General features: G+C 72.3%; 16 protein-coding genes. 5 read left to right on the top strand and 11 right to left on the bottom strand.

Annotation, left to right across the window (positions count from 1 at the left end):
- Window positions 1–70 precede the first annotated feature (70 nt).
- Genes scpB through mtaB form a run of 3 tightly spaced genes read right to left on the bottom strand, consistent with a single transcriptional unit; the run spans window position 71 to window position 2,626 of the window.
- Window positions 71–634 carry an SMC-Scp complex subunit ScpB gene (gene scpB, locus Tbon_RS07355; protein ID WP_158067035.1) on the bottom strand — a complete coding sequence of 188 codons (564 nt, stop codon included), beginning with the start codon at window positions 632–634 and terminating at the stop codon, window positions 71–73.
- Window positions 627–1,331 (bottom strand): alkaline shock response membrane anchor protein AmaP, encoded by a 705-nt coding sequence (gene amaP, locus Tbon_RS07350; RefSeq protein ID WP_158067034.1) that lies wholly within the window; start codon window positions 1,329–1,331, stop codon window positions 627–629. The genes scpB and amaP overlap by 8 nt, the downstream gene beginning before the upstream one ends.
- The gene (gene mtaB / locus Tbon_RS07345; RefSeq protein ID WP_158067033.1) at window positions 1,328–2,626 is read right to left on the bottom strand and encodes a tRNA (N(6)-L-threonylcarbamoyladenosine(37)-C(2))-methylthiotransferase MtaB; all 1,299 of its coding nucleotides are present in this window, start codon (window positions 2,624–2,626) and stop codon (window positions 1,328–1,330) included. Before mtaB ends, amaP begins: the two co-directional genes overlap by 4 nt.
- Window positions 2,627–2,691: 65 nt before the next feature.
- Between mtaB and rlmB the strand changes: the two genes are divergently transcribed.
- Complete coding sequence (gene rlmB, locus Tbon_RS07340; RefSeq protein ID WP_158067032.1) at window positions 2,692–3,471, top strand: 23S rRNA (guanosine(2251)-2'-O)-methyltransferase RlmB; 780 nt, start codon at window positions 2,692–2,694, stop codon at window positions 3,469–3,471.
- Here the strand turns inward: rlmB and Tbon_RS07335 are convergent.
- Window positions 3,389–4,669, bottom strand: a complete 1,281-nt coding sequence (locus tag Tbon_RS07335) for a multidrug effflux MFS transporter (protein WP_192497822.1) — start codon at window positions 4,667–4,669, stop codon at window positions 3,389–3,391. The genes rlmB and Tbon_RS07335 overlap by 83 nt on opposite strands.
- Window positions 4,670–4,778: 109 nt before the next feature.
- Between Tbon_RS07335 and Tbon_RS07330 the strand changes: the two genes are divergently transcribed.
- Window positions 4,779–6,035, top strand: a complete 1,257-nt coding sequence (locus Tbon_RS07330) for a hypothetical protein (RefSeq protein WP_158067030.1) — start codon at window positions 4,779–4,781, stop codon at window positions 6,033–6,035.
- A 116-nt stretch (window positions 6,036–6,151) separates the two neighbouring features.
- Here the strand turns inward: Tbon_RS07330 and Tbon_RS07325 are convergent, their stop codons facing one another.
- Window positions 6,152–7,186 (bottom strand): hypothetical protein, encoded by a 1,035-nt coding sequence (locus tag Tbon_RS07325; protein ID WP_158067029.1) that lies wholly within the window; start codon window positions 7,184–7,186, stop codon window positions 6,152–6,154.
- 63 nt (window positions 7,187–7,249) lie between these two features.
- Window positions 7,250–8,404 carry a DegT/DnrJ/EryC1/StrS family aminotransferase gene (locus Tbon_RS07320; protein ID WP_158067028.1) on the bottom strand — a complete coding sequence of 385 codons (1,155 nt, stop codon included), beginning with the start codon at window positions 8,402–8,404 and terminating at the stop codon, window positions 7,250–7,252.
- 62 nt (window positions 8,405–8,466) lie between these two features.
- Between Tbon_RS07320 and Tbon_RS07315 the strand changes: the two genes are divergently transcribed.
- Window positions 8,467–9,429, top strand: a complete 963-nt coding sequence (locus tag Tbon_RS07315; protein ID WP_225734570.1) for an alpha/beta fold hydrolase — start codon at window positions 8,467–8,469, stop codon at window positions 9,427–9,429.
- Window positions 9,430–9,603: 174 nt separating this feature from the next.
- Here the strand turns inward: Tbon_RS07315 and Tbon_RS07310 are convergent, their stop codons facing one another.
- From Tbon_RS07310 to Tbon_RS13825, 3 genes are read right to left on the bottom strand one after another with little or no spacing between them, the layout of a single operon-like run.
- Window positions 9,604–9,927 (bottom strand): ArsR/SmtB family transcription factor, encoded by a 324-nt coding sequence (locus tag Tbon_RS07310; RefSeq protein WP_158067026.1) that lies wholly within the window; start codon window positions 9,925–9,927, stop codon window positions 9,604–9,606.
- Window positions 9,928–9,965: 38 nt separating this feature from the next.
- On the bottom strand, window positions 9,966–10,913 hold the full coding sequence (locus Tbon_RS07305; RefSeq protein WP_158067025.1) for a hypothetical protein: 948 nt from the start codon (window positions 10,911–10,913) through the stop codon (window positions 9,966–9,968).
- A complete protein-coding gene (locus Tbon_RS13825; protein WP_192497821.1) occupies window positions 10,910–11,503 on the bottom strand; it encodes an acyltransferase in 594 nt (197 codons plus the stop codon). Before Tbon_RS13825 ends, Tbon_RS07305 begins: the two co-directional genes overlap by 4 nt.
- Before the next feature lie 144 nt (window positions 11,504–11,647).
- On the opposite strand from Tbon_RS13825, the gene Tbon_RS13820 reads away from it, so the two are divergent.
- Together Tbon_RS13820 and Tbon_RS07295 are read left to right on the top strand one after the other, a co-directional pair.
- The gene (locus tag Tbon_RS13820; RefSeq protein WP_192497820.1) at window positions 11,648–12,088 is read left to right on the top strand and encodes a hypothetical protein; all 441 of its coding nucleotides are present in this window, start codon (window positions 11,648–11,650) and stop codon (window positions 12,086–12,088) included.
- A gap of 13 nt (window positions 12,089–12,101) precedes the next feature.
- On the top strand, window positions 12,102–12,599 hold the full coding sequence (locus Tbon_RS07295) for a hypothetical protein (protein WP_158067023.1): 498 nt from the start codon (window positions 12,102–12,104) through the stop codon (window positions 12,597–12,599).
- Between the two features lie 6 nt (window positions 12,600–12,605).
- Here the strand turns inward: Tbon_RS07295 and Tbon_RS07290 are convergent, their stop codons facing one another.
- Window positions 12,606–13,550 carry a phosphotriesterase family protein gene (locus Tbon_RS07290; protein WP_158067022.1) on the bottom strand — a complete coding sequence of 315 codons (945 nt, stop codon included), beginning with the start codon at window positions 13,548–13,550 and terminating at the stop codon, window positions 12,606–12,608.
- A gap of 41 nt (window positions 13,551–13,591) precedes the next feature.
- Window positions 13,592–14,338, bottom strand: a complete 747-nt coding sequence (locus Tbon_RS14190) for an SDR family NAD(P)-dependent oxidoreductase (protein WP_225734569.1) — start codon at window positions 14,336–14,338, stop codon at window positions 13,592–13,594.
- Window positions 14,339–14,380 lie beyond the last annotated feature (42 nt).

Here is a 14,380-nt window from a genome sequence, read left to right as displayed (position 1 = left end):
CTGCTGCCCTGCGGGGCCGGGCAGCGATGCTGTGCTCGTTCTACCGTACCATGCCGGCCGGGCCGGCGGGTTAGATTTCGGCCTGCACGACCTCGTCCTCGGGGGCTTCGGGGAGCGGGGGAAGCTCCTTCGGGCTGCTGATGCCGAAGTGCTCGAGGAAGCGGATGGTGGTGCGGTAGAGCTTCGGGCGGCCAGGGCCGTCGCCGACGCCGGCCTGCTCGATGAGGCCGCGCTGCTCGAGGATGGCGACGTGGCGGTCGCTGTTGACGCCGCGGATTGCTTCGATCTCGGCGCGGGTGCAGGGCTGGCGGTAGGCGATGATGGTGAGCGTTTCGAGGGCGGCGCGGCTGAGGCGCTGCCCGGGTCCGCCGCCGAGGAGCTGCTCGATGTAGGGGGCGTATTCCGGGGCCGCGCCGAGCTGGTACTTCTGGCCGTCTTCGATGAGGCGGAGGCCGCGGGCCTCGTAGTCGGCGGCGAGCTGGGCGAGGGCGCGGCGGGCGGCGGCCTCGCTGACGCCAGCGGCGCGGGCGAGCGCGCCGAGGGGCTGCGGCTCATCAGCGACGAAGAGGAGGGCCTCAAGCACCCACGGCAGTTCATTGGCCGACGGGGGCAGGGGCGCGCGCTGGTCAGTCATTGCCGGGGCCTCCGGACGGGGGCTGGTCGGGCTGGTCGGCGCGGCGGGCGGCCGGGAAGATGGGGGCCGGCGGGGCGGCGGGGCCGGGCGGCGGCGGGGCAGGCGGGTAGGCCGAACGCTGCGGTGCGGACCCGGCCGGGCGCGCCGCCAGCTCGTCGTAGGTGATGCGGATCGCCGGGCGCCGGACGTTCGTGACGCCGACCTGCTCGCGGAGGACGGCGTGGACGGTATCGACCATGAGCTTCGTGGCGGCGGCGATGCTGACGCTGCCTTCGATGGTGGCGTCGATGCGGCAGTCGACCGCGCCGGCGCGGACATCGACGCGCGGTTCGGCGCGGCGGACTTCGGGCAGGGCCTGGAGGGCATCGCGGAGGAGTGCTTCGAGGGTCTGGGCGGAGACCTCGACGATGCCGCCATCTTCCTGGCGAAGGCTGAGGACGCCGCGCGAGCGGGCCGGGCCGCTGCGCCAGACGGCGGCCAGGAGGGAGAGGAAGGCGAGGAGCGCGACGGCGGCGAGGACGAGGGCGAAGAGGGCGCGGGCGGTATCGCTCGAAACGACGAAGGCCTGGAGGTTGAAGCTACGGACCTGGATATCGAGCTTCTTGTCCTGGTTCCAGGCGAGGGCGAAGAGCCCGCCGCAGGCGGCGAGGAGGAGGATGCTGTAGAGGGCGAGGAGGATGCGGCGCAGGGCGTTCACGGTGCCTCCGTGGGGAGGGTTCCCCGGACGCCGTCATGGTACACCTCACCCAGGTGAACGGGCGTCACGCGGTTGCGGAGGTCCTGGCCGGGGGCAACGGCATAGACCGGGATGTAGTTGTCGGTGTGGCCGAACCAGCAGCCGGCTTTCTCCTCTTCCCAGAGGACCGGCCGGACGGTGCCGGCGTGGGCCCGGCGGAAGGCGAGGGAGAGTTCCTCGGCGAGGGCGAGGAGGCGGGCCATCCGCTCTTTCTTCACCTCGGGGCCAAGCTGGCCCGGCATCCGGGCAGCCGCGGTGCGGCTCCGCTGCGAGTAGGGGAAGGCGTGGATGCGGGCGAAGCCGACTTCGCGGCAGAGGGCGAGGGTGGCGGCGAAGTCGGCCTCGGTTTCGCCGGGGAAGCCGGCGATGACGTCGGTGGTGATGGCGACGCCCGGGACGGCGGCGCGGATCCGCTCGGCGGCCCGGAGGAATTCGGCGGCGGTGTAGCGGCGGCGCATCGCGGCGAGGATGGCTTCGGAGCCGGACTGGAGGGCGAGGTGGAAGTGGGGCATGAGCCGGGGGTCCTGCCAGAGGGCCAGCAGCTCGGGCGTGATGTCCTGGGGCTGGAGCGAGCTGAAGCGGAGGCGGAGGACTTCGGTGCGTTCGAGGATGCCGGAAATGAGGTGGTGCGGGCGGAGCGGCGGGTCGAGGTCGCGGCCCCAGGCGCCGAGCTGGGTGCCGGTGACGACGACCTCGCGGGCGCCGGCCTCGACGGCGCGCTGGACTTCGGCGGCGACGGCCTCGACCGGGCGGCTCTCTTCGCGGCCGCGGGTGCGGGGCACGATGCAGAAGGCGCAGACATCGTTGCAGCCTTCCTGGGCCTTGACGAAGGCGCGGGTGAGCCCGGGCGCGAGCGGAGCCGGCGAGGATTCGCCCGGCGCGGCCGGGGCAGCGGCGCCGGCGGCGAGGAAGCGGACGAGTTCGGACTTGTCGGCGTCGCGGGTGCCGGCGACGAAGTCGGCGCCGAGTTCGCGCACGGCATCGAACCCGGCCGACTGGGGGTAGCAGCCGGTGACGGCGACACGGGCCTGGGGCGCGAGCCGGCGCATCGACCGGATCAGCTTGCGCGACTTGGCGTCGGCGACGTGGGTGACGGAGCAGGTGTTGATGACGTAGGCGTCGGCTTCGCAGACCTGGTCGACGACTTCGAAGCCGGCGCTGCGGAGCCCGGCGGCGATTTCGCCGGAATCGGCGAGGTTGAGCTTGCAGCCGAGCGTGAGCACAGCGGCGACGGGGCGGCCGGTTCGGGAAGCCATCACGAAACAGGGTACGGCATAGGAGCGGCGGCGCGCCTCCGGGGCGGGCGTGCGAAACTCCGTGCATGGCGCGCCTCCGCCCGAAGCCGCACAGCACTCCGGACGATATCGCGTTCGGCATCAACGCGGTGTCGATGGCGATTGCGACGGGGCACGCGAAGTCGGTGCTTTTCTACCGGGAGACTTCGAACGACCGGGTGCTGGCGCTGGCCGAGCGGGCGCGGGAAGCCGGCCTGCGGGTCGAGGGGGTGGAGGCGCAGCGGCTCGATGAGCTGACCGGCGACGGGGTGCACCAGGGGATCCTGGCCAGGGTGCGGCCAGTGGAGCCGATCGACCTGAAGGCGGCGGCGCGGCAGGCCGGGCAGCGGTCGCTGGTGCTGCTGCTCGACCGGGTGACCGACCCGCAGAACGTGGGGGCGATCCTGCGGACGGCGGTGGCGGTCGGGGCCGATGCGGTGGTGCTGCCGCTGCGGCGGGGCGCGCTGATCACGCCGGGGGTGCACCGGGCGAGCGCAGGGCTGAGCTTCGTTGCGCCGGTCGCTGCGCCGCAGAACCTTGCGATGGCCGTGCGGACGCTGAAAGAGGCGAACTACTGGGTGGTGGCCGCGGACGCGGGCGAGGGGAGTGCGGCGGCAACGGAATTCGACTGGCCGGGGCGGACGGCGCTGATCGTGGGGAGCGAGGGCGAGGGCGTGGGGCAGCTCCTGCTGCGGGAGAGCGACTTCCGGGTGGCGCTGCCGATGGACCCGCGGGTGGAATCGCTCAACGTGGCCGTGGCGACGGGGGCGCTGGCGTACCTGTGGCGGCGGCAGCACCCGTTCCCGGCCCAGGCGAGCGGAGGCTGAAGGCAGGGGGCCGGGCGAGCGCGAAGAGCGCGAACGCTGCCGTGGAGGCGAGCGCCATGCCGCCGGCGAGGGTGCCGGGCCCGGGCTCGACGAGGGCGCTGAAGAGGATGCTGCAGCCGGAGGCGATCGCCATCTGGGTGAAGCCGAGGACGGCCGAGGCGAGGCCGGCGGTCTCGGGGAAGTCGGCGAGGGCGGTGGCGGTCGCGGCGGGGCGGGCCATACCGTTGCCGGCGAGGATGATGAACGCGGGCAGCACGGTGGCGGGGAGGCTGGCAAGCCCGGCGACGGCCAGCGCGGCCATGGCGAGCGCGGCGGCCCAGCCCATCGCAGCAGCGACGAAGACGATGCGCCCGGGGGGCCACCGCCGGCTGAGGCGGCGGCAGATGGTTGCGCCGGCCATGATCCCGAAGGAGACGAAACCGAAGCTGAGGCCGAAGACGACGGGGCTGGCGCCGAGGTCATCGACCAGGACGAAGGAGCTGGTGGAGATGAAGATGAGCTGGCCGGCGAAGAGGAGGCCCATGAGGACGGCGGCCGTGGCGAACGTGCGGGAGCGGAAGAGGCGGCGGTAGTTGGCGGCCAGCCGGGACGGCCGGAGGGCGGACGGGTCGGGGGCGCGGTTCGTTTCCGGGATGAGCGCGAAGAATGTGGCGGCGAGCAGCACCCCGACGCCGCCCTGGAGGACGAAGACGACGCGCCAGGTGGCGTACTCCTGGATGAGGCCGCCGAAGACGGGCGCAATCATCGGGGCGAGGGCGATGGAGAGGGTAATCAGGGCGAGGACGCCGATGGCGCGTTCGCGGCGGTAGGTATCGATGACGACGGCGTTGGCGATGGCGGGGCCGGCGCCGCCGCCGAGGCCCTGCAGGATGCGGCCGGCGAGCAGGAGGGGGATGCTGCTGGCGGCGAGGCAGAGGAGGCTGCCGGCGACGAAGAGGGCGAGCCCGGCGAGGAGCGCCGGGCGGCGGCCGGCACGGTCGGAGAGGGGGCCCCAGAAGAGCTGGGCGCCGGCGAAGGCGACGATGAAGAGGGTGACCGCGAGCGAGAGCGTGCCGGTGCTCGTGTCGAACTCGCGGGCCATGGCCGGCATGGAGGGAAGGAAGACGTCGACGGCGATCGGGGCGAGGGCCGCGATGCCGACGAGGACAGCGGTCGCGGCCGGGCGTTCGACGCGGGAGGAGGGTGCAGCGGCAGCCACGAAGGGGAATGGTACGCGGCGGGGGCGGGGCGGGGGGGGGGCGGGGGGGAAACGGAACAATCGGGGGTGCGGCGGCGTTGTACCGTGCAGGGCGGGCAGGAGGGTACGCATGACCGGGAGAACACGGTTGCGGGGCGCGACGCTGGTGCTGGCTGCCGCGCTGGCGGGGACGGTTCTGGCGGGAGCGTGCAGCGATACCGACGGGGGCAGCCGCGCAACACCCGCTCCGACGGAGGCGGCGGCAACGCAGACACCCGGACCGACGCAGACCGTGCCGCCGGGGAGAGACCTGCTCGTGCTTGCTCTTGAGGCTGGCACGGAGCAGACGGACACGCGGAGCTACCCGATGGTCGAGATTGTGACCGTCGACCCGACAAGCGGGCGGAGGGTTGCCTCGTTCCGGGTGGGCTCGACCGATGAGTTCGTGCTGCCCGGGTGGGTCTTCGCAGCCGGGCGCGAGGTGGTCACGATGAGCGAGCGGCGGGTGGTGCGGTGGAGCCTCGATGGGCGGGAGCTGGCCACGCTGCTGCGGTTTGACCCAGCGCAGCGGCCGACGACGGCGGTCCCTTCGCACGACGGGCGGATGCTTGCGGTCGGCTGGGAGAGTGCCGACCTCCGGGACCGCGACCGGGGCGAACTTATCGTCCTCGAGATGGCCACAGGGCGGGTGCTGCACCGCTGGGGGATGGATATGCTCCTGGAGGCACTCGGGGCGTGGCCGGCGCCAATCGCCTGGCACGCCGACGACGGCGGGCTGGAGGTGATGGGGTTTGCGCACCACGACGGGCCGGGGGTCTTCGCGTCGGTGCGGCTTGACGGGGCCGTGACGAGGCGAGGGGCGACCGTGGCCGCGGTGGACCCCGGTGGCCAGGTGCTGGCAACGGTCCCCGGGGGCTGGACGCTCGCCTGCGAGGAGCTCGGGCTGGGCGGAGAGGAGGTCGTGTTCGTCGAGCCGGCGGGAGGGCGGGAGCTGGCGCGAGGCCGGCTCGACGGCTACGCGCTGGTGTCGTTCGACTTCGAGCCTGGCGGCAACGGGGTGCTCATGCGGGCGGCGCCGTTCCAGCGCCTCGCCGGGGCGACAGAACGGTGCTGGACCTGGGAAGGCAACGAGACGTGGCTGTTCTTCCCGGCGACGGGGAAGCTCGAACCGGTTGCGGACCCGGGTGCTGTGGTGGCGGGCTGGCGAGAGCGGCTGCTGCCGGCGGTGCCGACGGTCTCGTGCCCGGGGCAGACAGAGCCGGCCGTCGGCCTGGGGCTGCCCTGGCAGATGTGGTGTCCCGGCGGCGGGGAGGTTTCGGTGGCGGGGCGGCCGATCGCAACGGCGAGGTCAGGCGTCGTCGTTGGGGTGGTGAGACTTGCGGAGTAAGGGCGCGCCGGCCGGCCCGCGGTTGCCCGCCCCTGCACCTCAGCGGGGGTGGGGCCTGTCCGGGCGGCCGGAAACCCGGGCGCGCCGGCCTCGGGCGGGGCAGCGGCGTCAGCCGGTCAGAACTGGCACTCCGGGAGTTCCTGGAAGAGGATGTCGAGGCCCTCGGGGTCGTACTGCTGGAGTTCGTCGAAGCTCGCGGCGACGTCGCCGAAGAGCTGGTCGATGAGGGCGATGAAGCGGGCGGCTTCGGCGTCGGCCTGCTGGATGGTGGAGAAGTCGGCGGAGCGGACCTCGCGGTTGAGCCGCTCCATGGCGGCGACGAGGTCTTCGCCGGCGGTTACGAAGACGCGGTTGATCTCTTTGCCGTCGCGGACAGGGGGCGGGTCCAGCCGCTTGAGCGCGCGGTCGAGGGCGCGGGTATCGGCCAGGCCCTGTTCGAAGAAGTCGACGAGGATGCGCTTCACCTCGGCCGGGGTTTGGGCGGCATCGAGTTTGCGGTTGATGGAATCGGCGCCGGTGCTGAGCGCGTTGATCCAGGTCCCGAGGGCGGTGCAGACGCCGCTCACCCATGCCTCGGATTGGGGATTGGCGGCCGGGCTGGCGCTGAAGATGACCCGTGAGCAGTCGGGGTCTTTGTCGATGGCGGCGATAAGGTCGTCGACCCGCGGGTGGTCTTTGGCGACGAGGACGAGCTTCGCGCGGAAGTCGGGTTCGCCGGCCTGGTCGACGATGCGCTGGAACTCAGTGAGGAAGTCGGCGCGGTCGGGGATGGCGGCGACGCGCTTTGCGACGTCGTCGGTCCGCTGGTCGTTCTCCTTGAACTGGTCCTGGAAGGCCTTGACAACCTCTTTCCCGCCGTCGATGTCGGGCTGACCGAGGTCGTTGACGGCCGCGCGGAAGGTCTTCTGCACCTCGCGCTGCTTCTCGACGGTGGTGACGAAGACCTGTTTCGCGGCAGCGGTGTTGGTGAGGTCGGCGGAGGTGAAGGTTTCGAGCGCGGCGTCGCGGTCGCGGTCCAGCGCTGCTGCGGCCCGGCAGAGGCCGTCGACCCAGTCGGCGAGGGGCGCCTTCCTGGTGGAGTCGCCGCAGGAGGCGGCGATGAGGGCGAGGGGAAGGAGCAGGGCGGCAGCCAGGCGGTACGTGGGGGACATGGACTGCCACCTCGGGCCGAATTGGGCCGTTCGCCTCATTGTTCGGCAGGAGCACGGTCGGGCTCAAGCGTTCGGGTGAAGAATTTCGCGCAGATTTTCGCAGACGAAATCGACGTCTTCGTCCGTCATCGCCGGGAAGAGGGGGAGACTGATTGCGCCGTCGAAAATTCGTTCGGAAACGGGGAAATCGCCGGGCTGGTAGCCGAGTTTGCGGTAGGCGGTGTGGAAATGGAGCGGGATGAAGTGGACGGAGGTGCCGATGCCGCGCTCGGCAAGGCGGCGAATGACGTCGTCGCGGTGCACTGGGGAGCGCCGGTTATCGACGCGGACCATGAAGAGGTGCCAGGCGTGGCGGTTGGCCTCGTCGAAGGCGGGGAGGGTGAGGAGCGGCTCATCGCGGAGGTTGGCGATGTAGCGCATGGCGATGCGGGTGCGGGCCTCGGTGAGGCGCTCGAGCTTCGCGAGCTGGCGACGGCCGAGCGCGGCGGCGAGGTCGGTGAGGTTGTCCTTGAAGCCGAATTCGACGATGTCGTACCGCCAGCTGCCGCCGGCGTCGTAGCGGTTCCAGGCGTCGCGGGTCATGCCGTGGAGGGTGAGGATGCGGACGCGGTCGCTGAGGGCCTGGTCGAAGGTGGCGAGTGCGCCGCCTTCGCCGGTGGTGATGTTCTTGGTGGCGTAGAAGCTGAAGGCAGTGGCGTCGCCGATGGAGCCGATGGGGCGGCCGCGGTAGGCGGCGCCGATGGCGTGAGCGGCATCTTCGAGGACACGGATGCCGCGGGGGCGGGCGATCGCGAGGATGGCGTCCATGTCGCACGGTTCGCCGGCGAAGTGGACGGGGATGACGGCCTTCGTGCGGGGGGTGATGGCGCGCTCGAACGCCTCGGGGTCGAGATTGGCGTCGCGTTCGCGGACGTCGACGAGGACAGGCCGGGCGCCGGTATGGACGACGACGGTGGCGGTGGCGGAGAAGGTGTAGGCGGGGACGATGACTTCGTCGCCGGGGCCGATGTCCCACGCGCGGAGGCAGAGGTGGAGGGCGGCGGTGCAGGAGTTGACGGCGTTGACGTACGGTGCTCCGCAGGCGGCGGAGAGCTCGCGTTCGAATTCGCGGAGGTTGGGGCCGCTGGTGAGCCAGCCGCTGCGCAGGGTATCGGCGACGGCGGCGATATCGTCGTCGTCGATGGCGGGGCGGAAGAAGGGGATGCGCAGTTCGGCCATGGGGACAGTGTAGGATGTGGCCCCGTAGCAGACAGCGAGCAGGCAGCGCAGGAGGCAGCAGCGTGGGCGACATCGTGCACCGCGAGGTGCAGGCGAACGGAATCCGGATGCACGTGGCGGAGGCCGGGAGCGGCTTTCCGGTGGTGTTCTGCCACGGGTTCCCGGAGCTGTGGTATTCGTGGCGGCACCAGCTGCGGGCGCTCGCGGAGGCGGGCTACCGGGCGATCGCGCCGGATATGCGCGGCTACGGCGGCACCGACGCGCCGGAGGACCCGCGCCAGTACACGATGAAGGTGCTCTGCGCGGACATGGCGGGTCTGCTCGATGCGCTGGGGCTGGAGCGGGCCGTGTTCGTGGGGCACGACTGGGGCGGTGCGGTGGTCTGGCAGATGGGGCTGCGCTACCCGGAGCGGACGGCCGCGATCGTGGGGCTGAACACGCCGTACGCGCCGCCATCGAACCGGCGCACGACGGAGGCGCTGCGCGACTACCACGGCCTGACCGACGACACGTTCTACATGCGCTACTTCCTCCGGCCGGGGGTGGCCGAAGCGGAGCTGGAGGCGGACATCGAGCGGACGTTCCACAAGGTGTTCATGGACTGGACGCGGGCGGAGGACTTCACGACCTTCATGCGGGTGGGCGGCGACGGGAGCGGGGTGCTGGCCCGCATCCCCGACGACCGGCGCTCGTTCCTTTCGGACGAGGAGATTGCGGTGTACGTGGAGGCGTACCGGAAGACGGGGTTCCGCGGGGGGCTGAACTGGTACCGGGCCGCCGACCTGAACGCCGAGGAGGAGGGTGCGCCGCAGGGGCCCCAGCTGCACGTGCCGGCGATGATGATCACGGCCGCGAACGACACCATCCTGAAGCCGGAGATGGCGGCGGCAATGCCGGCGCTCATCCCGGGCATCCGGATGGAGCACCTCGAGCGGTGCGGGCACTGGACCCAGCAGGAGCGCCCGGACGAGGTGAACCGCCTGCTGCTCGACTTCCTTGCGGGGCGGGGGCTGCCGCAGGGCTGAGCGCTAGAGGCGGGGGCCAGCCCGGAATCTCGGGCGGCGGAAGAACCCCCGGCGGCGGCGCCACCGCCGGAAGGGGAAGAGGAACCGGAACACCAGGAACGCACCTCGCGCGAAGGGTTCGCCGTTCCTATGGCGCGGGGGCAGCGGCAGGTGACGGGCCCTGCACGCGACCGATCAGGAGCAGGCGGGTTCGCCGGCGCCGGGCGGGCAGCAGAGGTCGTAGCAGAACTTTGCGATCCAGCGGATGGCCTCGGGGTCGAGGCAGTAGCAGGCGCCGGGGCCCTCGATTTCGCCCCGCACGATGCCGGCCTCCTTCAGCACCTTGAGGTGCTGGGAGACGGTCGACTGGGCGAGGGGGAGGGCCGCGACGAGGTCGCTGACGCAGGCTGCGCGGCGGGCGAGCTCGCTGACGATGGCCACGCGGGCGGGGTTGCCGAGGGCGCGGAAGATGGCGGCGGCGCGCTCCTCATCGGTGGAGAGGGTCGGGATGGCCTTCATGGTTCGAGGGTATCGCAATTCCCCGATGGCGGGGAGTTTTAGCGGGGGAGGAGCACCTGCAGGCGCTCATCGATCTCGCGGAGGGGGGCGCCGCCGCCGAACCGTTCGAGCACCTGGCGGCGGCCGTCGAGGTTGAGAGGCAGGGCGCCGGCCTGGTGCCGTTCGAGGAGGCGGCGGAGGGCCGCGCTCACGGCCTCGAAGCCGGCGGCCTGGATGCCGCCGGGCATGGGGTGCGTCCAGATGAGGTAGCGGCCGCGGGCGAGGGCCTCGGCGGCCATGAACGACTGGCCGTCGTGGCTGGTGAGCCGGACGAGGACGGTGACCTCGCGGTAGAGGGCGTCCATGTCGTCGACCCAGCCGCGGGCCTCGAGATTGGGCGGGAGCGGGGCGGGGAGCGTCTCCGGCGGCGAGGGGACCAGGATGAAGCGCACGCCCGGGAAGGCCGGGGGCAGGCGGAGCATGGTGTCGATATCGAAGACTTCGCGGTCGAAGGCATCAACCGGGTAATAGAGGAGGACGGTGAACTGCTCCGGCAGGGGGGGCGGGTCGGCAGCGGGGAGGGGGATCGGGAGGGGGACGTACTCAGCGCGGATGCCGGCGAGGCGCAGCTCCTCGGCGAGCCAGGGAGCATCGGTCCAGTGGATGGCGCGCTCGGCGATGCGGGCCGAGGCGTTGCGGCGGCGGTGCTCCTCGAGCGCGATCTGGACATCGGTGCCGACCCAGTGGATGACGACGGGGCGGCGGCGTACGCGGAGGAGACGGTCCTGCGGCGAGCCGCGGTCGAGGCGGCTGCCGATGAGGTACACGATATCGGCGCGGGCGACGGCGGCGGCGACGCGGGCCCAGCCGGGGAGGCTGCGGCCCGGGTGGGGCAGGTAGCGGGCCTGCCAGCCCAGCCGGGAGAGGTCGGCGGCGAGCCTGCGGCCGAAATAGGGGAGCCCGAGGACGAGGACGCGGCCGCGGCGGCCGGGGGGCGTGGCGGTCACTCCGCAGGCTCCGGCGCGCGGCGGGCGCGGGGGGCGAGGACGGTGGCGCCGGGCGGGACGTCGCGGTCGACGAGGGCGTGGGCGCCGATGGTGGCGCCTTCGCCGACGGTGACGCCGTGGAGGACGGTGGCGCCGAGGCCGAGGTAGGCGCCGCGGCCGATGCGGACGGGGCCCTGTTCGCGGGGGCGGCGTTCGCGGAGGGGGCCGGGGCCGACATCGATGTGGGTGACGATGCTGGCGCGCATGGAGAGGGTGGCCTCGTCCTCGATGGTGACGCGGTCGGCGAGGTCGATGAGGACGTCGGTGCCGAGGTGGACGCGGCTGCCGATGCGGAGGTTCCGGAAATCGGCGCCGGCGTTGACGATGTGGATGGGCCCGTGGATGGAGACATCGCGGCCGACGGCGGCGCCGAACATGCGGAGGAGTTCGTCGTGGTGGTGGGTGGCGGAGCGCAGCTCCATGGCGATGCCTTCGATGCCGTCGCGGAGGTAGCGGGCGCGCCAGCGGGCGCGGCGAAGGGGCCCGAGCGCCTGCCGGGCGGGCCGGGCGATGGGGCGGAGGGCGGCGCGGAGGGCGGCGAGGGCTGGCATGGCGGGTGGCTCGCGGGCGGGCTGTAAACTGTCCGTAAACAGTCTGGCGGGCGCCCGGCGGGGGCGCCGGAACGGCTTGCCTGCATAATCTTCGCCGCCTACGCTGCTACCTGCGAGCGCGTTCCCGCTCCATTGGAAGGTGCAATGAAACGAGCGATCCTCCTTGCGATTGGCGCCGCTGCGGCGGCGACGGCTTCGATTCCGGCGCTGGTGATGGCCCAGGGTGCGCCGCCTTCGCCGCCGGCGACCTTCTACGGTTCCGTGCCCTCGGGCGTGGGGCCCGGGCAGTCGGTGCTGGCGATTGTGACGAGCGGCGGGAGCTCGCAGACCTGCGGGGTTGGCCAGACGATCGCGGATGGTTCGGGCGTGGTGTATGTCGTGGACGTCATTTCCGACAGCCAGCTGGCCGGCTGCGGCGCTCCGGGGCGGACGGTGCAGTTCTACTTCGTGGGCAACCGGCAGATGGCGACGGATACGGCGAGCTGGACGGGCGCGGGGCCCTCGCAGAAGAACCTGACGGGCCTCGGGCCGCAGCTGACGCCACGGAACTACGGGCCGCAGGTGGCGAAGGACGGGACGAACTAGGCATACTCGGGGGATGACCGATCCGCGCCGCGGGAGCGCGCTCCGCCAGGGATTGCTGGCAGGCCTGCTCGCCGCGGCGCTGTGCATTCCCGGGGCTGCGCGCGGCCAGGAGCCGCCCGCCCCGCCGGATTTCGCCTGGCCGTACGGGGTTGTGCAGGCTGATGGCGCGAACCTCGACCCGGCGGTGCAGCCGGTGATTGCGCTGGTGAACGGCCGCGCCTGCGGGGAGGACCTGACCCGGGTCGCGGCCCCGGGGCCGGGGACGCCGGCATCCGACGTGGGGAAGACGGTGTACGTGGTGGACGTGCTGGCCGACGGGAGCCGGCCGGGGCAGCGGCCGGGGTGCGGCACGCCGGGCGCAGGCATCCGGCTGTGGTTCCCGGTTGCGCGGCGGTTCGCGGTGCAGGAGCCGGTCTTCGCGCCGGGCGGCCAGCGGGTCGACGTGGAGCTGGGGCCGGCGCTGCCGTTCCGGATGGCGGCGCCGCTGGTTGCCAGCGACGGCGTGAACTGAGGCAGGTCAGGCAGCTTCGCCGGTGAGGAAGCGGCGCGGCACCTCGCGGAGCATGAGGTCGATGGTCTCCTGCGGGACGCCGTCGCGGAGGAGGGCGGGGACCGCCACGGTCGACACGAAGAGGTAGCGGGTCGGGCCCTGCGGAGCGGGCGGCTGCTGGCCTTTGAGGACCGGCATGGGCGCGTAGTCGTGGCCGAGCATGAGGCGGCCGGCCCAGCCGCGGTCGATGAGCGCTTTGACGGTGGCGTTGCGCTGCTCCCAGGTGGGGCGGCCGGGCGCGCCGGGGTAGCGGTCCATCGAGAGGTAGACGCCGCGCTGGAGGAGCCGTTCGAGGTAGTCGACGTCGGTGGTGTCGGCGCTGTGGCCGATGGCGACGCGGTCCATCTGGACGCCTTCGTCTTCGAAGATGCGGACCTGCTGCCAGCCGACCTCTTCGGGGGCCCACTGGTGGGTGCTGATGGGGATGCCGGTGCGCTTGCAGGCGCGGGCGGCGCCGCGGAGGATGCGCTCGCCCTCGGGGGTGACGCCGCCCATGTCGTTGGCGACCTTGATGACCCCGGCGCGGATATTGGTCGTGCCGATGCCGACTTCGATTTCGTGGACGAAGATGTCGGCGATCTCGTCGGGGTCGCGGGTCCAGAAGGAGCGGGGGATATCGCGCCAGATGCCGGTAGCGACGACGACGTTGATGCCGGCCTCGCGGGCGACGTCGCGGACGAATTCGACGTCGCGGCCGAGGTCGGGGGTGGTGAGGTCGATGATGGTGCCGATGCCGCCCTCGCGGGCTTCGCGGAGTTCGCGGATGGCGGCGGCGCGGGTGGCGTGCCAGTCGAAGCGCCAGGGGTAGTGGTGGTTGTCTTCGCCCATGCCGACGAGGATGTGCTCGTGGCTGAGGGTGACGCCGAGGGTTGCGGCATCGACGGGGCCGAGGACGGTCTGGACGGTTGCCATGGGCGGGATTCTGCCGCGGGTAACGGGCGGCTGTCGAGCGCTCAGCCGGCCATGGTGAGGCCGCCGCTGACGCTGAGGACCTGCCCCGTGATGTAGCCGGCCTCGGGCGAGGCGAAGAAGGCGACAGCGGCTGCGATCTCGGCGGGGCGTGCGATCCGCTTGAAGGGGATGGCGTTGGCGAGCGCTTCCTGGATGCGCTCGGGCTGCTGGCGGAAGAGCGGGGTATCGGTCGGACCCGGGCAGACACAGTTGACGGTGATCCCGGCGCGGGCGACTTCGCGGGCAAGCGATTTGGTGAACGCGATGACGCCGCCCTTGGCGCCGGCGTAGACGGTTTCGCCGGTGCTGCCGACGCGGCCGGCGTCGCTGGCGATGTTAACGACGCGCCCGCCGGCGCCGCGCTCGACCATCGCCGGGACGAACGCGCGGCAGATGGCGATGGGCCCAAGCAGATTGATGGCGACGACCTTTTCCCAGAAGGGGCGGTCGGTCTGGAGGAAGGGCTGGGCGCGGTCCCAGCCGGCGTTGTTGACGAGGATATCGGGGACGCCGAGGCGGCCGAGCACCGCATCGCGGAGGGCTTCGACGGAGTCCTGGTCGGCGACGTCGACGGAGAAGGACTCGGCGCGGGCGGTGCCGATGGCCGCTGCGGCAGCGCGGGCGGCCTCGAGGTCGATGTCGGCGATGGCGACGCGGGCGCCCTGGGCGGCAAGGGTTTCGGCGATAGCGCGGCCGATTCCGGACCCTGCGCCGGTGACGACCGCGAGCCTACCTTCGAGTTCGAACACAGCGCACCTCCTGCGGGCGGGAGATCCGGGCTTCTGCGCGGA

Source organism: Tepidiforma bonchosmolovskayae (assembly GCF_008838325.1).
In the GTDB taxonomy this organism is placed as follows: domain Bacteria; phylum Chloroflexota; class Dehalococcoidia; order Tepidiformales; family Tepidiformaceae; genus Tepidiforma; species Tepidiforma bonchosmolovskayae.
Note: the sequence above shows the minus strand (reverse complement) of the source record. Positions and strands in the feature narration are given on the sequence as shown.